18 protein-coding genes are annotated in these 16,834 nt (G+C 68.6%); 12 read left to right on the plus strand and 6 right to left on the minus strand.

Annotated elements, in window-relative coordinates:
• Window positions 1–81: 81 nt before the first annotated feature.
• Window positions 82–519, plus strand: a complete 438-nt coding sequence (locus DSD19_RS11695) for a hypothetical protein (protein WP_113669693.1) — start codon at window positions 82–84, stop codon at window positions 517–519.
• Between the two features lie 62 nt (window positions 520–581).
• Window positions 582–761 carry a hypothetical protein gene (locus DSD19_RS11700; RefSeq protein ID WP_243627924.1) on the plus strand — a complete coding sequence of 60 codons (180 nt, stop codon included), beginning with the start codon at window positions 582–584 and terminating at the stop codon, window positions 759–761.
• On the opposite strand, the gene DSD19_RS11705 is transcribed toward DSD19_RS11700, so the two are convergent.
• Both DSD19_RS11705 and DSD19_RS11710 read right to left on the minus strand, forming a co-directional pair.
• Window positions 751–1,131, minus strand: a complete 381-nt coding sequence (locus tag DSD19_RS11705) for a type II toxin-antitoxin system VapC family toxin (RefSeq protein ID WP_113669695.1) — start codon at window positions 1,129–1,131, stop codon at window positions 751–753. The genes DSD19_RS11700 and DSD19_RS11705 overlap by 11 nt on opposite strands.
• On the minus strand, window positions 1,131–1,343 hold the full coding sequence (locus tag DSD19_RS11710) for an AbrB/MazE/SpoVT family DNA-binding domain-containing protein (protein ID WP_036179405.1): 213 nt from the start codon (window positions 1,341–1,343) through the stop codon (window positions 1,131–1,133). Before DSD19_RS11710 ends, DSD19_RS11705 begins: the two co-directional genes overlap by 1 nt.
• A gap of 70 nt (window positions 1,344–1,413) precedes the next feature.
• Between DSD19_RS11710 and DSD19_RS11715 the strand changes: the two genes are divergently transcribed.
• The 9 genes from DSD19_RS11715 (at window position 1,414) to DSD19_RS11755 (ending at window position 12,380) form a co-directional block, all read left to right on the plus strand.
• Window positions 1,414–3,831 (plus strand): phage tail tape measure C-terminal domain-containing protein, encoded by a 2,418-nt coding sequence (locus DSD19_RS11715; RefSeq protein WP_113669696.1) that lies wholly within the window; start codon window positions 1,414–1,416, stop codon window positions 3,829–3,831.
• On the plus strand, window positions 3,831–4,457 hold the full coding sequence (locus DSD19_RS11720) for a DUF2460 domain-containing protein (RefSeq protein WP_113669697.1): 627 nt from the start codon (window positions 3,831–3,833) through the stop codon (window positions 4,455–4,457). Before DSD19_RS11715 ends, DSD19_RS11720 begins: the two co-directional genes overlap by 1 nt.
• Entirely contained in the window at window positions 4,454–5,338 is an 885-nt protein-coding gene (locus DSD19_RS11725) for a DUF2163 domain-containing protein (protein WP_113669698.1), read from the plus strand. The genes DSD19_RS11720 and DSD19_RS11725 overlap by 4 nt, the downstream gene beginning before the upstream one ends.
• Entirely contained in the window at window positions 5,335–5,769 is a 435-nt protein-coding gene (locus DSD19_RS11730; protein WP_113669699.1) for an NlpC/P60 family protein, read from the plus strand. Before DSD19_RS11725 ends, DSD19_RS11730 begins: the two co-directional genes overlap by 4 nt.
• 9 nt (window positions 5,770–5,778) lie before the next feature.
• A complete protein-coding gene (locus DSD19_RS11735; RefSeq protein WP_113669700.1) occupies window positions 5,779–9,744 on the plus strand; it encodes a glycoside hydrolase TIM-barrel-like domain-containing protein in 3,966 nt (1,321 codons plus the stop codon).
• A gap of 53 nt (window positions 9,745–9,797) precedes the next feature.
• Window positions 9,798–10,178, plus strand: a complete 381-nt coding sequence (locus DSD19_RS11740; RefSeq protein WP_165828115.1) for a hypothetical protein — start codon at window positions 9,798–9,800, stop codon at window positions 10,176–10,178.
• Window positions 10,179–10,252: 74 nt separating this feature from the next.
• Window positions 10,253–11,329: a DUF2793 domain-containing protein gene (locus DSD19_RS11745; RefSeq protein ID WP_113669701.1), complete on the plus strand. Its 1,077-nt coding sequence runs from the start codon at window positions 10,253–10,255 to the stop codon at window positions 11,327–11,329.
• 12 nt (window positions 11,330–11,341) lie between these two features.
• Window positions 11,342–11,632 (plus strand): DUF6127 family protein, encoded by a 291-nt coding sequence (locus DSD19_RS11750; RefSeq protein WP_113669702.1) that lies wholly within the window; start codon window positions 11,342–11,344, stop codon window positions 11,630–11,632.
• 73 nt (window positions 11,633–11,705) lie between these two features.
• A complete protein-coding gene (locus tag DSD19_RS11755; RefSeq protein WP_113669703.1) occupies window positions 11,706–12,380 on the plus strand; it encodes a D-Ala-D-Ala carboxypeptidase family metallohydrolase in 675 nt (224 codons plus the stop codon).
• Between the two features lie 129 nt (window positions 12,381–12,509).
• Here the strand turns inward: DSD19_RS11755 and nhaA are convergent, their stop codons facing one another.
• The 3 genes from nhaA to DSD19_RS11775 all read right to left on the minus strand — a co-directional run bounded on the left by nhaA (window position 12,510) and on the right by DSD19_RS11775 (window position 15,418).
• Window positions 12,510–13,820 (minus strand): Na+/H+ antiporter NhaA, encoded by a 1,311-nt coding sequence (nhaA, locus tag DSD19_RS11765; protein ID WP_113669705.1) that lies wholly within the window; start codon window positions 13,818–13,820, stop codon window positions 12,510–12,512.
• A 103-nt stretch (window positions 13,821–13,923) separates the two neighbouring features.
• Entirely contained in the window at window positions 13,924–14,901 is a 978-nt protein-coding gene (locus tag DSD19_RS11770) for a fatty acid desaturase (RefSeq protein WP_243627925.1), read from the minus strand.
• Window positions 14,902–15,187: 286 nt separating this feature from the next.
• A complete protein-coding gene (locus tag DSD19_RS11775) occupies window positions 15,188–15,418 on the minus strand; it encodes a hypothetical protein (RefSeq protein WP_113669707.1) in 231 nt (76 codons plus the stop codon).
• Window positions 15,419–15,583: 165 nt separating this feature from the next.
• On the opposite strand from DSD19_RS11775, the gene DSD19_RS11780 reads away from it, so the two are divergent.
• Window positions 15,584–16,318 (plus strand): Crp/Fnr family transcriptional regulator, encoded by a 735-nt coding sequence (locus DSD19_RS11780; RefSeq protein WP_113669708.1) that lies wholly within the window; start codon window positions 15,584–15,586, stop codon window positions 16,316–16,318.
• 58 nt (window positions 16,319–16,376) lie between these two features.
• Here DSD19_RS11780 and DSD19_RS11785 read toward each other — a convergent pair whose 3' ends face one another.
• A complete protein-coding gene (locus DSD19_RS11785; protein WP_113669709.1) occupies window positions 16,377–16,565 on the minus strand; it encodes a hypothetical protein in 189 nt (62 codons plus the stop codon).
• Between the last annotated feature and the right edge of the window lie 269 nt (window positions 16,566–16,834).

Below are 16,834 nucleotides of genomic sequence, written 5' to 3' on the forward strand. Positions count from 1 at the left end.
CTCATCGTCCTCGCCAACGCCCTGATCCGGGACGACCGGAAATGGGCCGAAATCAACCCTTGATCAAAACGGATACTACTGATGCTGACGCTCGACCTGACCAACGCGCCACACTGGCATGACCTCGCGCCCGGCGTGCGGGTGCAGCTGCGCCCGCTGACCACGGCGCTGATGGTGGCTACGCGGAGCGACCCGGCCGTGGACGCGGTGCCCGAGGCGGCGTCCGAAGAGGAGCGCGCGGTCGCCTTTGCCAAGGCGCTGGCGCGGCGGGCGGTGCTGGCCTGGGAGGGCATCGGCGACGCCGACGGCAACCCCATCGATCCGAGCCCGGAGGCCATCGACGCGCTGCTCGACGTCTGGCCGATCTTCGAGGCGTTTCAGTTGACCTACGTCTCCAAGGGCCTGCTGCTGGAACAGGAAAAAAACGCCTCCGCGCTCTCGCCGAATGGTCCTTCGGCGGGGGCGAGCGATACTGCGAAGCCTGTGCGCAAGCTTGCCCGGACTGCCCGGCACGGCTGAACCGGCCCCTGACGCATGAAGGCTGGCAGGTCTGGGATCTGGTCGGCCGTCTCGGCGGCCAGTTGCGTGGCCTGCCCGGCGCCGTGATCGGCTGGGACATGTCGGCGGCGCTGGCGCTCGGTGACGCGCTCGGGATCCCGCCGCTGGCCGTGGCCGAACTGGTGCCCGTGATCGAGGCGGTGATGGTGCGGAAGCTGAACGAGGAGCTGAGCGCGAATGGTGGCCCGGGGGTCAGGCCTTGATCTTCTCGATAAGCGTGACGCCGGGCAGTCCCTCGAAATGTGCGTCGCAGGTCAGGAGCATCGCGCCCTGTGCGCGGGCGGTTGCGAAGATGATCGCGTCGGCGGTGGCGAGCTTGTGCTCCCGGCACGACTCCGCCGCCGCCAGCGCGATCTCGGTGTCGAGCGGCACCACATGGCAGACCTGCGTGAAGGCGATGACCTGATCCGCCTTGTCCTCGCCGACCTCGCGCGTCAGCCATTTCGCCAACTCGAGCTGGACCATTGTCGGGACCAGCCATTCGCCCTGTTCGGGCAGATGTTCGGACAGCTTCTCGCCGGTCGGCGAGCCGATGAGCCACTCGATCCACGCCGACGTGTCGACGAGGATCATCAGAACCGGTCCGTCCGGTCGCGATAATCGGTGGCGGACGCGCCGCGCGCGAGCCCCTTCAGCGCCTCCCGCTTGGGCACCGGCACCAGCAGGACGCCCGTGCCTTTCGGGATGAAGGCAAAGGTCAGGCCCGCCTCCCAGTGCTGGGCGGCCCGGATCGCCTTGGGGATCGAGATCTGGAACTTCGAAGACAGGGTCGCGGTCTCGGCCATGTTCATACCTTCATTTGATCGATGGCGTAAACGTAAGACGGCGATACGGCAAAAGCAAGGAGTCTGACCGATGGCCGAGAAACGCGTCAGCGTCCGCCTCGCTGCGGTGGGCGGACGGCAGGTGCGCGCCGAGCTGGAAGGTGTCGGTGAGGCTGGGTCGCGCGGCTTCGGACGGCTCAGCCGCGAGATGGAGGCGGCCAACGCCCGGCTCGCGGCTTTCTCGCGGCGGGTGCGGGTTGCGGCGGCCGCCGCCGTGGCCGCTGCTGCTGCCGCGGGCGTGGCGATGGTTCGCTCCGGCCTGCAGACGGTGGATGCGCAGGCGAAACTCGCGCAGTCCCTCGGCACCACGGTCGCATCGATCCAGACGCTCGAGCGGGCGCGCGAACTGGCGGGCGTGTCGATGTCCGGCATCGAGCAGGCCACCAAGGATCTGACGCGCCGTCTCAGCCAGGCGGCTGCCGGGACCGGTCCCGCCACCGACGCGCTCGACCGGCTGGGGCTCTCGGCCAACGAGCTGATCTCCCTACCGCTGGACCAGCGTGTCGGCGCGATCAACGCGGCCATCGAGAGCTTCGTGCCCGCCGCCGAGCGCGCCGCCGTCGCGGGCCAGCTCTTCGGCGAGGAAGGCTCCATCGCCATGTCGCGGATCGACACCGCCACTCTGCGCCAGGCGACCGAGGACGTGATTGCCTTCGGCGTTGTCGTCTCGGAGCAGGATGCCGACCAGATCGAGCGGACAAACGATGCGATCTCCCGGCTCGGGCTGATCTGGCGCGGGCTGTCCAACCAGCTGGCGGTCGCCGCGGCTCCGGCGCTGGAAGCCGTCGCCGACGCCATGGCGGCGATGGCGAGCCGCACCGGACCGCTCGGCATCGCGATCCGCGGCCTCTTCGACAACATCGGCCGCCTGACCACCTATGCCGCGACCTTCGCGGCCTTCCTCGCGGGACGCTGGGTCGCCGGCATGGCCGCTGCCGCGCTCTCCGTGCGCGGTCTCGCCACCGCACTCGTCGTCCTGCGCGGCGCGCTGATCCGGACCGGCATCGGCGCGCTGATCGTCGGCGCGGGCGAACTCGTCTACCAGTTCACCCGCCTCGTGTCCGGTGCGGGCGGCTTCGGCGAGGCGATGTCGCTCCTGAAGGATCTTGCCGTCGAGGTCTGGGAGCGGATCAGGATGGGTGCGGCTGCGGCGGGCGCTGCGGCAACGGCGATGTTCTTCGACCTGAAGGCCGATGCCGCCTCGGGCATGCAGAGCGCCATCGAGAGCGTGGTGAGCTTCGGCAACACGGCGGCGAACACGTTCGAGGGCGCCTACGAGGCGATCAAGGCGATCTGGGGCCTGCTGCCCGCTGCCATCGGCGATCTGGCGTTTCAGGCGGCCAACAGCCTGGTCGACGGCGTCGAGGCGATGCTGAACGGCGTGGTCTCGCGCATCAACGGCTTCATCGGCGGGATCAATCAGGGGCTGGAAGCCCTTGGGTCGGAGCGGCGCATCTCGCTGGTGCCGGACCTCGACCTCGGCGAGATCGAGAACCGCTTCGAGGGCGCGGCGACTGCAGCGACCACCGCAGCGCAGGCGGCGTTCGACCGGGCCTTCGAGGACAACCCGCTGATCGCGCCGGATCTCGGACTGACCGAGGCGGCAAATCGGGCGCTCGAGTCCGCGAACGTCTATCGCGGCGCCGCGCGCGATCTGGCGGAAGGGGCGCGGGCCCCGCTGGAAAGCTGGCAGGCGCTGCGCGATGCGGTCCGGGGCACAGATGAGGATGGCGCCGATGCGCTGGCCGAGGCCACGGCCGCAGCGGAGCGGTTCGAGACCGCGCTCGACGGCGCTGGACAGGCAGCAACCGACGCCGGCGCTGCCGCGGGTACGGCGGCTGCTGCGGCGGAGCCCGCGACCGAAGCCGCCGTCACCGGGTGGCAGGCGGTCACGGCGGCGCTGTCGGATTACGCCAACAAGGCGCGCGACATCGGCGGCGACATCGGCCAGAGCCTCGTCGGTGCTTTCCAGTCGGCCGAGAACGCGGTGGGCGAGTTCGTTAAGACCGGCAAGCTGAACTTCCGCGATCTCGTCACCTCGCTGCTGGCCGATCTCGCCCAGCTGGCGGCGCGGCGGTTCATCCTCGGGCCGATCGCCAATGCGCTCTCCGGCGTCTTCTCCGGCGCGGGCGGGATTTTCGCCAACATCCTGCATGCGGGCGGGATGGTGGGGTCCGCGGGGCCCTCGCGCATGGTCCCGGCCATGGCCTTTGCCGCCGCGCCGCGCATGCATGGCGGCGGCATGGCCGGACTTCGCCACGACGAGGTGCCCGCGATCCTGCAGCGCGGCGAGCGGGTGCTGTCGCGGAGTGAGGCGCAGAGCTACGGCGCGGGTGGGGGCGTCAACGTCACCATCATGGCCCGCGACGCCGAGAGCTTCCGGCAATCCCGCACGCAGGTCGCGGCCGACATCGCCCGTGCGGTCTCGCTCGGGCGGAGGGGCATGTGATGGCGTTCCACGAGGTCCGGTTCCCCGACAACATCAGCCGGGGCGCCCGTGGTGGGCCGGAGCGGCGCACGCAGATCGTCGAGCTCGCCTCGGGCGACGAGGAGCGCAACGCAAGCTGGGCGAACTCCCGTCGGCGCTACGACGTCGCCTACGGAATCCGCCGCGCTGACGATCTCGCTACCGTGGTCGCCTTCTTCGAGGCGCGCAACGGACGGCTGCACGGCTTCCGCTTCAAGGACTGGGGCGACCACAAGTCCTGCCTGCCGTCTGAGACAACGGGACCAATGGACCAGGCGCTCGGCACCGGCGACGGCGCGACTACCACCTTCCAGCTGGTGAAGCGCTACGCCTCCGGGGCGCAGTCGTGGACGCGGTCGATCACGAAGCCGGTGGCGGGCACCGTGCGCATCGCCCTCGGCGGGGTGGATCAACCCTCCGGCTGGTCGGTCGACACCACGACAGGTGTCGTCAGCTTTGGCGCGGCACCGGGCGCAGGCGTCGCGATCACCGCGGGCTTCGAGTTCGACGTGCCGGTCCGCTTCGACACCGATGCGCTTGACGTGACGCTCGACCTCGAGCGGCTCGGCTCGATCACCTCCATTCCGCTTCTGGAACTGCGCCGATGAAGAACTTGGATCCTGCCCTGCAATCCCATCTCGACGAGGGCACGACGACGCTCGCCTGGTGCTGGCGGATCACCCGGGCCGACGGTGTCGCCTTCGGCTTTACCGACCACGACCGGACGCTCAGCTTCGACGGGACCGACTTCGAGCCCGAGAGCGGGCTCACGGCCTGCGAGGTCCGCTCGGGCTCCGACCTGTCGGTCGATGCGCAGGACGCGGAAGGCGTGCTGACCTCGGACCGGATCACCGAGACCGACATCCTCGACGGCCGCTGGGACAACGCCGAGGTCGAGGTCTGGCGGGTGAACTGGGCGGATACCGGACAGCGCGTGCTGCTGCGCCGGGGCGCCATCGGCCAGATCCGGCGCGGGCGGCTGGCCTTCGTCGCCGAAGTCCGCTCGCTCGCGCATGTCCTCGGCCAGACGGTCGGGCGGACCTTTCAGGCGACCTGCGATGCCGCGCTCGGAGATGCGCGCTGCGGAGTCGATCTCGAGTATCCCGCTTTCAAGGGTGCGGGCGCCGTCATCGATCTCCTGCGGGACCGTGCCTTCACCGCCTCGGGCCTCGGCGCCTTCGCCCCCGGCTGGTTCACCTTCGGCACGCTGGACTGGACGAGCGGCGCGAACGCCGGGCGGCGCACCGAAGTGCTGGGCCATGACATCGCGGATGGCATCGCCGTACTGACGCTGCTCGAAGCGCCGGTGCGCGCGATCGCCGAGGACGACGGCTTCACGATCCGAGCGGGCTGCGACAAGCGCATGGAGACCTGCGGGGCGAAGTTCGCGAACACCGTCAACTTCAGGGGTTTCCCACACATCCCCGGCCAGGATGCCGTGCTGCGCTACGCCACGAAGGATGGCGGGCACGAGGGGTCGGTGCTGTGAACGCCGCTGATCCCCAGCGCGTCATCGCCATCGCACGCTCCTGGCTCGGCACGCCCTACCACGACCAGGCCAGCCTTCGGGGCGTCGGCTGCGATTGCCTCGGGCTCGCCCGCGGCGTCTGGCGCGAGGTCGTCGGCCCCGAGCTGTTCCCGATCCCGGCCTATAGTCGCGACTGGGGCGAGACCGGCCCGCGCGAGGTGCTGGCCGAGGGCGCACGACGCATGATGAACGAGGTGTCGCCCGCCGAGGCAGGCCCCGGCGCGCTGGTCCTCTTCCGCATGAAGCCCCGCGCCATCGCCAAGCATGTCGGGATCCTGACCGGGCCCGACAGCGTCCTCCACGCCTACGAGCGGCTCGGCGTGATCGAGGAACCGCTGACGCATGCCTGGCGGCGGCGCATCGCCTTCGCCTTCCTGTTCCCGCAACGCTGAGACCCGACCATGGCCACCCTCGTTCTCGGTGCCGCTGGCGCCGCCATTGGCGGTTCGATAGGCGGCGCGATCCTCGGTGTCAGCGCCGCGACCATCGGCGGCTTCATCGGCTCGAGCATCGGCTCGGTCGTCGACAGCTGGATCATCTCGTCGCTGGCGCCGACGCAGCGCATCGAGGGCGCGCGGCTCGACACGCTGCGCATCACCTCGGCCACCGAAGGCGTGGTCATCCCGCGGCTCTATGGGCGCATGCGGATGGGCGGCAACATCATCTGGGCGACCGATTTCCGCGAAGAGACGAAGACCACCACGCAGGGTGGCGGCAAGGGCGGCGGAGGCGGCAAGGTCAAGACCACCGAGTATCTCTACTATGCCAGCTTCGCCGTGGCGCTCTGCGAAGGCCCGATCACCGGCATCGGCCGCATCTGGGCGGACGGCAAGCCGATGGACCTCTCCGGCGTCACCTGGCGCTGGTATCCGGGCGACGAGGCGCAGACGGCCGACCCGTTCATCGCGGCGAAGATGGGCGCGGCGAACACGCCCGCCTATCGCGGCACGGCCTATGTGGTCTTCGAGGAACTGGCGCTCTCGACCTACGGCAACCGCCTGCCGCAGCTTTCCTTCGAGGTATTCCGGCCGCTGGCCGACCCCGACACCGCCGAGGGGCTGACCCGCGCCGTCACCATGATCCCCGCCTCGGGCGAGTTCACCTATGCCACGCAGGCCATCCGCAAGACCGATGGCGGCGCGACGCAGGCGGAGAACCTGAACGCGCTGCCGGACGCGACCGACATGGTGGTCGCGCTCGACCGGCTGCAGGCGATGGCCCCGGCGGTCGAAAGCGTCAGTCTCGTGGTGGCGTGGTTCGGCGACGATCTGCGGGCGGGATCGTGCAAGGTGCGCCCGGGCGTCGAGGTGTCGGCCAAGTCGACGACGCCGGTCAGCTGGTCGGTCAACGGCGTCAGCCGCGCCAGCGCCTTCTTGGTCAGCCGGGATGCAGAGGACCGTCCCGTCTACGGCGGCACGCCGTCCGACTTCGCGGTGGTGCAGGCGATCCTTGAGATGAAGGCCCGCGGGCTGCGGGTCACCTTCTATCCGTTCATCCTGATGGACGTGCCGCCCGGCAACACCCTGCCGAACCCGTATTCCGACAACGCCGCCGAGACCGGCCAGCCCGCGTTCCCCTGGCGCGGCCGGATCACCTGTTCGCCTGCAGCGGGGTTTGCAGGGACCGTGGACAAGACCGCGACGGCGGCAAACCAGGTCGCGGCGCTGTTCGGCGCGGCGACAACCGCCAGCTTCAGCGTCTCCGGCCAGACGGTTTCGTGGACAGGCACGCCCGGCGACTGGGGCCTGCGCCGCATGGTGCTGCACTACGCCCATCTCTGCGCGGCGGCGGGCGGTGTCGATGCGTTCCTGATCGGGACCGAGATGCCGGGGCTGACCACGATCCGCTCGGGCGCCAGCACCTATCCGGCGGTGCAGGCCTATCGGGACCTGTCCGCGGATGTGCGGTCGATTCTCGGGTCCGGCACCAGGATCGGCTATGCGGCCGACTGGTCGGAATACTTCGGGCACCAGCCGGGCGACGGCTCGGGCGACGTGTACTTCCACCTCGATCCGCTCTGGGCCGATCCCGAGATCGATTTCGTCGGCATCGACAACTACATGCCGCTCTCCGACTGGCGCGACGGTTTCGAGCATCTCGACGCGGCCGAGGGCTGGCCCGCGATCTACGACCGCGCCTACCTGCAGGGGAACATCGCGGGCGGGGAAGGCTTCGACTGGTTCTACGCCAGCGCTGCAGACCGCTCAGCGCAGGCCCGCACCGCGATCAGCGATGGCGCCGCCAGCAAGCCATGGGTCTTCCGCTACAAGGATCTGCGCGCCTGGTGGTCGACCCCGCATTACAACCGCCCGGGCGGGGTCGAGAGCGCGACACCGACGGCGTGGGCTCCGCAGTCCAAGCCCATCTGGTTCACCGAGCTCGGCTGTCCCGCCATCGACCGGGGCACCAACCAGCCAAACGTCTTCTTCGACCCGAAGTCGTCGGAGAGCTTCACGCCGCATTTCTCGCGGGGCTGGCGGGATGACGCGATCCAGCGCGCCTATCTCGAGGCGACGTATCTCTGGTGGGGCGATGCCGCGAACAACCCGCTGTCCTCGGTCTACGGCGGCCGGATGGTTCATGTGCCCGAATGCGCCGCCTGGACCTGGGACGCGCGGCCCTATCCGTTCTTCCCGGCGCTGACCGACGTCTGGACGGACGGCGCGAACTGGCGGCTCGGGCACTGGCTGACCGGGCGGCTCGGCGCGGTGTCGCTGGCCGCGCTCGTGCGGCACCTCTGCCTGCGCGCCGGGCTGCCCGAGTATCGCATCGACGTCACCGGCCTCTGGGGCGCGGTCGAGGGCTACGCCATCACCGCGCTCGAAAGCCCGCGCGCCTCGATCACCACGCTGTCGCGGCATTTCGGCTTCGACGCGGTGGAGACCGAGGGGGTGATCCGGTTCGTCATGCGCGGGCGGGCCTCCGTCGCCACCCTCGCACCCGACGATCTGGTCGCCCCTCGTGAGGGCGACGTGCTGGAACTGACGCGGGGCCAGGAGACGGAACTGCCGCAGGCCCTGAAATGGCAGGTAGCGCGGGCCGACGAGGACTACGACGCGGCCCTCGTCGAGGCGCGCCGCATCACCGTGGACACGACCCGGATCGCCTCCGAGTCCTTCCCGATGGCCGTTCCGCCCGAGGAGGCCGAGCGCCGCTGCCGACGCGCGCTGATGGAGGCGTGGGTGGGCCGCGAGACGGCGGCGTTCCGTCTGCCGCCCTCACGGCTCGCGCTCGATCCGGCCGACGCGATCCGGCTGGAGCATGACGGGCGGCTGGTCGATCTGCGGCTGGTCTCCATCGCCGACGCCGAGGCGCGCGGCATCGAGGCCGTTCGCCAGGATCGCGCGACCTATGATCTGCCGCCCGGCGATCCCCGCGCGGCCTCGCTGACGCGGGCGGTCGTGTTCGGCGCGCCGGATGCGGTGCTGATAGACCTGCCGCAGCTGACCGAGGACCAGCCCGCGCACCGGCCGCTGGTCGCTGCGCACGCGGTTCCCTGGCCGGGGGAGATCGCGGTGTTCCGCAGCCCCTCGACCGATGGCTTCGAGTTGCTGACCATTTTCGGCAGCCGCGCCCGGATTGGCGCGCTGGTCTCGGACTTCTTCGCGGGGCCGACGTCGCGCTTCGACCACGGCAATGCGCTGGTGGTCGATCTGCTGACCGGCACGCTGGAGAGCGTCACCGACCTGACGCTGTTCGGTGGGGCGAACGCGCTGGCTATCGAGAACGCGCCCGGCGTCTGGGAGATCGTGCAGGCGGGCGCGGCGGAACTGATCGCCGAGGGCCGGTACCGGCTGACCCGCTTGCTGCGCGGTCAGCGCGGCACCGAGGGCGCGATGGGCAACCCGGCTCCGGCAGGCGCGCGGGTGGTGTTGCTCGAGGACAGCCTCGCCTCACTGCCCATCGCCGAGGCCGATCTCGGGATCCCGTGGAACTGGCGCGTCGGCCCCGCGAGCCGTCCGGTCAGCGACGAGACCTATGTCGCGCAGGCCTTTACGCCCGCGGGCGTCGGGCTGCGGCCGTTCTCGGTCGTCCATGTCGAGCAGCCGTGGCGCAAGCCGCGCAGTCCTGGCGATCTGACGATCCGCTGGACACGCCGGTCCCGAGCACTCGCTGCCGACAGCTGGGGCGGGCTCGAAGTGCCGCTGGCCGAGGAGCTGGAGACCTACGAGGTCGAGGTCCTCGATGGGGCGACCGTGAAGCGGGTGCTGAGCACCGCGACTACCAGCGCGACCTACATCTCAGCCCAGCAGACCGCCGACTGGGGCGGGCCGCTCGGGCCCGGCGACACGCTAGACATCCGCATCCATCAGCTCTCCGCCCTTGTCGGGCGGGGTGCGCCCAAGGCTGTAACGCTGAGCTTCTGAGGTAGCGCAATGAATTCTGGCACGGCGCGCGATCTACGTCGTAGGCTTGGGACATGCGCCCCGAGGACGAAGACAGGATTGCAGCCCAGCTTGCCAGAGTGATGGCCGTGGCCTGCGTGCGCAACACGCAGCTTGAGACACTCCACGCGGGTCAGGTGCCTGCCTCGCGCACAGGCGACGGCAGCGACGTCATCGTAGTGGACGCGGACGGCAACCGCATTCCGTGGTCCGAGGTCTCGCGGATCGACGACGACGAGATGCGCGCGCTGATGCGCGAGATCGTGGATCGGCTCTACACCTTCCATCTGAGGATCGACGACCCGGCCTTCCGGGCCGAGATTGATCGCTGGGCCGCAATGACAGCAACGTGGGACGCGCCGAAGCCCGACCCGGTTCTGTCGGCCATTCCGGGGAAGACGCCCGAGCGCGGGTAGCGCGTCAGTACCACCGCTGCGCCACTGTTCGCCGCCTGCCATGCAGGCGGCGTTCTTCGTTCTGGAGACCGCCCATGTCCGACGCCACGACCCATCTCCTGCTGCCCTACATCCTTGCAGCGCAGGCCCAGAAGCACGTCACCCATAACGAGGCGCTGCGGATCCTCGACGGGCTCGTCCAGCTCTCGGTCCTCGACCGAAACCTGACCGCGCCGCCCGGTTCTCCGACCGATGGTGACCGCTACATCGTCGGCTCGGGCGCGACGGGCGACTGGGCGGGCTGGGATCTGAACGTGGCGCTATTCACCGACGGTTCCTGGCTGCGCTTGCCGCCTCGCGCGGGCTGGCGGGCGTGGGTCGAGGACGAGGGCCTGCTGCTGGTCTTTGACGGCGCGGGCTGGATCGGGACCACCCCGGACGTGCTGCAAAACATGGCGCTGCTCGGGCTCGGCATGACGGCGGATGTGTCGAACCCGTTCTCGGCGAAGCTGAACGCCGCGCTCTGGACGGCGAAGACCCTGGCCGAGGGCGGCACGGGCGACCTGTTCTACACCATGAACAAGGAGGCCGCGGGCGACGATCTCGGGCTGACGCTGCAGACCGGCTTCGTGACCAAGGCGCTCGTCGGCCTCTTCGGCTCCGACCGCTTCCGCCTCGCGGTTTCAGCCGACGGCAGCACCGTCTTCGACGGGCTCAGCGTCGACAACGCGAACGGCATCGTCGACCAGCCCCGGCTCCCCCGCTTCAAGGCCTATACCAACTACGACAACTATGTCGGCGTAGGCGCCTGGACGAAGATCGCCATCAACAACACGGACTACAACGACCAAGGCGCTCTCGACGCCGCGAACAACCGCTTTGTGGCGCCAGTGGACGGCACCTACCTCTTCGGCGCGACGCTGCTCTACAAGGTGAACGCCAGCACGTCGGCGCGGATGAGCGGCCGGCTCGTGCTGAACGGCACGACCGAGATCCGCGGCTCGTTCGGCGAGATCAGCGGCGCGCATGTCTCCGAGGCGACGGCGCTGTGGTTGCAGACGATGGTCTCGCTCACCGCGGGTGATACCGTCGAGCTGCAGGGCAACTTCCGTGCCGCGGACGGCTACTTCGCCGCCGACCAGACGTCCTTCTGGGGCGCCAAGATCGGCTGAGGGAGGTGCGCCATGGCCCCACAACGACCCGAGGACGGCTTCGTCCGTTTGCCGGAGCACGAGTTCGAGGCGATCTTGGCGCGCGCCGCCGAAGAGGGCACCAAGCGCGCGCTCGCCAATGTCGGGCTCGAAGGCGACGAGGCGGCGCTCGATATTCGCGACCTGCGCTCGATGCTGGATTTGCTCCGGCTCGTCCGCCGCACCGCCGTGCAGACCGTCGTCCGCGCGGTGACCACCGCGATCCTGCTCGCGCTTCTCGCCGGCGTCGCCACCAAGCTGAAGGTCTTCGGCAAGGGCCCGTAGCCCAAGCCATTCGACCTGTTCGACCACCGAACCCGCCCTTCGAGGCGGGTTTTCTCGTTTCTGGAGGACCCCCATGACCACAACGTTTTTCGGCCACTGGCGCGAGGTGCCAGAGGACGACTGGCGCTGGCCGAATTTCAGCCCGGCCGAGATCGCCTGCCGGGGCACCGGCAAACTGCTGATCAACGAACCAGCCCTCGACAAGCTGCAGGCGCTCCGCGACCGGCTGGGCAAGCCGTTGATCGTCCGCTCCGCCTATCGCAGCCACGAGCACAACCGTGCCGTCGGCGGCGCGACCCGGTCGAAACACCTCGACGGCGCCGCCTTCGACATCGCCATGGCGAACCACGACCCGGCGGCCTTCGAGGCGGCGGCGCGGGACGTCGGGTTCCTCGGCTTTGGCTTCTATCCGCGCTCGGGGTTCATGCACATCGACCTCGGCCCGGCGCGTCAGTGGGGCGAGCGGTTCCCCGCAAGATCGGTGCCGTTCGCGGCCGAGACCCCGCCGGCGCGCGAGGTCCTGGCGCAGAGCCGCACCATGAAGGGTGGCGGCGCGGCTGGCGTAGCGACGCTGGGTGCCGCGGGCGTCGAGGTGGCGCAGAGCGTCCTCGCCGAAACCCAGACCGCCATCCTTCCACTGGTGCCCTATCTCGACACTATGCGCTGGGTGTTCATCGCCATCGCGCTCGGCGGCATCGCGGTCACCATCTATGCCCGCCTCGATGACTGGCGCCGGGGTCGGCGGTGATCGGCACCTTGTTCGGCGGGATCGCCACGAGCCCGTGGATTCGGGCGGCGCTGCGCTCCGGAGGCATCGCGCTGGCAGTGCTCCTGTTCCTGCTTTCGCTTCGAAGATCCGGTGAGCGAGCGGGACGCCTCACCGCGTTCGGCGTGTCAGCCAGACCAGCAGCACAATGCCAAGGATCGCGGAAAGCGCCGAACCGGCAAGAATGCCCAGCTTTGCCACAGTGAGGATCGGCGGCTCGAACGCGAGGCCGGCGATGAACAGCGACATGGTGAACCCGATCCCCGTGAGAAAGGCACCGGCGGCGACGAAGGGCCATGACAAGCCGGGTCCGCGCGTGGCAAGGCCGGACCGGACCGCGAGCCAGCTGAACCCGAAGACCCCGATCGGCTTTCCAAGCACCAGTCCGACGACGATCGCCAGCGAAACCGGCTGTACGATATCCGCTCCCTTGATGGTGATCCCGGCATTGGCCAGCGCGAAGACCGGCATGATGAAAAAGCCCACCCAGGGGTGCAGCATCATCTCGAGCCGCTCGACGGGAGAGAGCGATTCCGCCACGGCCCTGCCGGCGCGGCGGAGATCCCGGCGATCGGCAGTGTCTCCGCTCCAATGGGCACCCGCCGGATAGGCGAGGACCCGCCCCAGGATCGCGCGCAGACGTGTATCGCTGACCCAGATGCGGGTCGGCGTCATGAGCCCCAGAATGACCCCGGCGATGGTCGCGTGGATGCCGGAGGCGTCGAAGCACAGCCAGATCGCGCCGCCCATCAGGAAATAGACCGGCATGCGTCGCACCCCGAGTTGCGCGGCACCGGCAACAAGCCCGAGCCCCAGCACCCCGAGGCCGAGCGCGGACCAGGTCAGCGCCTCCCCATAGCTGAAAGCGACGACGAAAACGGCCCCGACATCATCGAAGATCGCCAGCGAAAGGAGGAACAGCCGCAAGGCCGGCGGGATCCGGCTCCCGAAGATGGCGAGACAGGCGATGACGAACGCGGTATCGGTCGCCATCACGGTTCCCCAGCCATGCATCCCCGGCTCATCGCCCATCACGGCAAGATACAGTGCGACCGGAACGGCCATTCCGCCGAGCGCAGCCGCGAACGGGAGCGCGGCCATTCTCGGATGTCGCAACTCGCCGAGCATGATCTCTCGCTTGAGCTCGAGTGAGATGACGAAGAAGAACAGGGTCATGAGCCCGTCGTTGATCCAGTGGCGCAGCGAACGGGTGAAATCGAGCGTGCCGAAGGTGAAGCCGATCGGCGTCTCCCACAGCGCCAGATACGCGCCGCCCCAGCGCGAATTGGCCAGGGCCATCGCGACGAGGACGGCCAGCAGCAGAAGCCCGCCCGAGGCCGCCTCGATCTTCAGAAAGCGCGCGAAGGGCTGCGTGAATCTGTCGGCCGCTTCGCGGGGCAAGCTTTCAGGATCGTGTGTCACGGGACCATGGCGCCTTTTCGTGCGGGGCAGTATGCAATCGCGCCCCGATGTCCTCGCCCGCCGCGGTATCGGCCTCGTCTTCCATCGAAAAGTCGCGCAAGGATCAGGCAGGAATGGCCCGGGCCTCTGTGAACGACACAAGCCTTTGGCGGTTCTCGTCCCAGAGGTGCAGCCGGGCACAGCGCAGGCTCTCCCAAATCGTGATGCGCTTCGACCACTCCAGCAGGTCGTGATCCCTGACCACTTCGCCAAGACGGTAGAAGGGGATGCGGCTTGCCAGATGATGCACGTGGTGGACGCCGATATTGCCAGTGATCCAGCACAGGACGCCCGGCAGCGCATAGTGCGAACTGCCGTGAAAGGCCGCCTCCTGGATGTTCCAGTCTTCGTCGTTCTCCCAACTGGTCTCCTCGAACTGGTGCTGGACGTAGAAGAACCACATGCCGACGATAGCGGCCAGTAGCATCGTGGGCAGGAACACGAACAGCAGGACGTCCCAGCCGCCCAGCCGGACGATCGCGGCAAGGACAAGGCCGATTGCTGCATTCGTGCCCATCGCGCTCAGCCAGTAGCGCCAGCCGGCGCGCATAAGGTGGACGGGTAGCCGGTTCTGCAGGAAGAACGTGTAGAACGGCACCACCCCGAACATGATGACGGGCTGGCGCAGAAGACGATAGAGGCTCCGGCCGAGCCACCCCTTTTCTGCGTATTCCCGGACCGTCAGTGTGGGGATGTCGCCCACGCCCCGCCGGTCGAGATTGCCTGTCGTGGCATGGTGGATCGCGTGGGTCCTCTTCCAAACGTCGTAGGGCGTTAGCGTGAGGACGCCCAGCCCCCTGCCGATCCAGTCACAAAGGCGCCGGTCGCGGAACAGCGATCCGTGCCCGCAATCGTGCTGGATCATGAACAGACGAACGAGGAAGGCCGCATTCGCCAACGCGATAGCCAGTGCCAATGCGGCGCTGATCGAGAGCATGCACCAGGCCACGGCCCATATCGCGACGAAGGGCACAAGCGTGACGGCCAACTCTAACACGCTGCGGGCGGGCACCGGCTGGCGATAGCGCGTCAGCGTCCGCATCCAGTCCTGCGTGGTCGGCTGGGCCTCGCCCTCCGCCGGGTTGCAGGCGGCGGAGGGGTTTGCCGCACCCGGCGGGGTCTCCGGAGCTCGCGAGTGGGGCGAGGGAGCCTGACCCAGCTTTGCGATCGGAGACCGGTTCGCCTCCCGAAGGCCGGCGCGGACATCGCCGTCCCGGATGGCGGTGCCGGCCGGAGCGCCCCGGTCACGATCAGGTCGGTGCGGATGGCCGGCGGATACGGAAGAAGATGTCACAGGCAATCTCGGATCCTTTGCGGGCGTGTCTGGCTCACTTCCGGCGAACGGAGTTGCCGCCGGCGATGATCTGGTGGATGAGCGCCGCCACGGCCCGGTGCGTTTCCTCCCCCGGGCCGGTGGCGTTTTCGTGGGTCGCCGCGGCATCGAGGAGAATTCCCATGATCTCGCGCTCGGGCAGAAGCTTGTGATCGTTCATGGCAAGCAGCAGCGCCTCGCAGATCGAGAGGGCCGCCATGCCGGCATGATCTGTCTGGTCGGGCATCGTGGGCATTCCTCGCTCCAAACAGGCGTGCACGGCCGTGGCGCGCCGGGATGATCTACCCTTTGTCGCAGGAAATCTGGTATCGTGGACTGATCTGAAGCAGCCGCCGTGCGAGAAAAATCCGGTAGTTTCCCCACCGGGATTGCCAGCAGCGCGAGGGGGCGCATGACCATCGCAGCGAAAAGCCCGCTCACCCGCAAGCTCTCGGCCTTCGTCGCTCTGTCGGAGGTCGAGCTGGCCGTGCTCGAGCGGCTGCACCAGCGCCGCCGGACCTTCGCCGCCGGGCGGGACATGGTGCATCAGGGGCAGTCCGGGCAGGCGGCCTTCATCCTGTCGGCAGGGTGGGTCTGCTCGTACAAGATCCAGGCCGACGGGACGCGCCAGATCGTCGATTTTCAGATCCCCGGAGATTTTCTCGGGTTGCGCAGCGTTCTCCTGCGCACCTCGGACCACAGCTTCGAGCCCGTCGGGGACATTGAGGCGGCCGAAGTGATGGCGAGCGACCTTCTCGAAGCGCTTGCCGAGACGCCTCGCCTGGCGACGGCCATCCTCTGGGCGGCGTCACGGGACGAGGCGATGGTGGTCGAGCATCTCGTCAGCATCGGGCGGCGCGACGCGGACGCCCGCATGGCGCATTTCCTGCTGGAGTTGGGGTCCAGGCTCACCCTTGTCGGGATGGGCAGCAAGGACGGGTACGACTGCCCGCTCACGCAGTATCATCTGGCGGATGCGCTGGGGCTGAGCGCGGTCCATGTGAACCGCGTGTTGCGGCAGCTTCGTGAGCGCGGCCTCGTGACCTTTCGCGACGGCCATGTGACCGTCCACGACACTGGCGAACTGGTGAAACTCGCCGATTTCGATTCCGCGTATCTGGACCAGACGGGCCCCCTGCTCAAATGAGAAGGGCCGCCCTCCGCAATGCGGCGGACGGCCCGGCGATCGCGTCAGACGCCGGAGGTTACGCGAGGGCGTTGGTCGCCGCATCGAGTTCCTTGTCGGTCTCGGCTTCGTTCTTTGCCGTATGTGCCTTCTCGGCTGCATGGTAATGCCTCATCGCCGTATCCTTCTTGGATCCGGCAGGGGCGTTCACGCAGGCGGCCTTCACGGATTTCATCTTGTCGGCGGTCTTGATCTGTTCGGGTGTCATTGGAATTATCCTTTCTGGACTATCCGAGAATAAGAAGCGTGCCGACATGCCGATCTTTTGGGGAACGGTACGCCCACACGCTTCTCGGGTACTCGGAAAAATGCACCACCAAGTATTCGGCGGGCAGGTCTAACCTAACAGGCGTCTGCGCCACACCGCACTTACGCAGATTAGTCCCGGCGCCTGCGGCAGGTGACCTGCCCCCCGCGAGATCCCTCAGTCTGATGTAGAGTCTGCTCAACCGCGAAGGAGCAGACGCATGCGAAAGA

It is taken from the genome of Rhodovulum sp. BSW8, from assembly GCF_003314725.1.
In the GTDB taxonomy this organism is placed as follows: domain Bacteria; phylum Pseudomonadota; class Alphaproteobacteria; order Rhodobacterales; family Rhodobacteraceae; genus Rhodovulum; species Rhodovulum visakhapatnamense.

Coding starts and splice junctions, on each gene's coding strand:
- DSD19_RS11695 (WP_113669693.1), top strand. CDS start 82: ATGCTGACGCTCGACCTGACCAACGCGCCACACTGGCATGACCTCGCG.
- DSD19_RS11705 (WP_113669695.1), bottom strand. CDS start 1,131: ATGATCCTCGTCGACACGTCGGCGTGGATCGAGTGGCTCATCGGCTCG.
- DSD19_RS11710 (WP_036179405.1), bottom strand. CDS start 1,343: ATGGCCGAGACCGCGACCCTGTCTTCGAAGTTCCAGATCTCGATCCCC.
- DSD19_RS11715 (WP_113669696.1), top strand. CDS start 1,414: ATGGCCGAGAAACGCGTCAGCGTCCGCCTCGCTGCGGTGGGCGGACGG.
- DSD19_RS11720 (WP_113669697.1), top strand. CDS start 3,831: ATGGCGTTCCACGAGGTCCGGTTCCCCGACAACATCAGCCGGGGCGCC.
- DSD19_RS11725 (WP_113669698.1), top strand. CDS start 4,454: ATGAAGAACTTGGATCCTGCCCTGCAATCCCATCTCGACGAGGGCACG.
- DSD19_RS11735 (WP_113669700.1), top strand. CDS start 5,779: ATGGCCACCCTCGTTCTCGGTGCCGCTGGCGCCGCCATTGGCGGTTCG.
- DSD19_RS11740 (WP_165828115.1), top strand. CDS start 9,798: ATGCGCCCCGAGGACGAAGACAGGATTGCAGCCCAGCTTGCCAGAGTG.
- DSD19_RS11745 (WP_113669701.1), top strand. CDS start 10,253: ATGTCCGACGCCACGACCCATCTCCTGCTGCCCTACATCCTTGCAGCG.
- DSD19_RS11750 (WP_113669702.1), top strand. CDS start 11,342: ATGGCCCCACAACGACCCGAGGACGGCTTCGTCCGTTTGCCGGAGCAC.
- DSD19_RS11755 (WP_113669703.1), top strand. CDS start 11,706: ATGACCACAACGTTTTTCGGCCACTGGCGCGAGGTGCCAGAGGACGAC.
- DSD19_RS11770 (WP_243627925.1), bottom strand. CDS start 14,901: ATGCGGACGCTGACGCGCTATCGCCAGCCGGTGCCCGCCCGCAGCGTG.
- DSD19_RS11775 (WP_113669707.1), bottom strand. CDS start 15,418: ATGCCCGACCAGACAGATCATGCCGGCATGGCGGCCCTCTCGATCTGC.
- DSD19_RS11780 (WP_113669708.1), top strand. CDS start 15,584: ATGACCATCGCAGCGAAAAGCCCGCTCACCCGCAAGCTCTCGGCCTTC.
- DSD19_RS11785 (WP_113669709.1), bottom strand. CDS start 16,565: ATGACACCCGAACAGATCAAGACCGCCGACAAGATGAAATCCGTGAAG.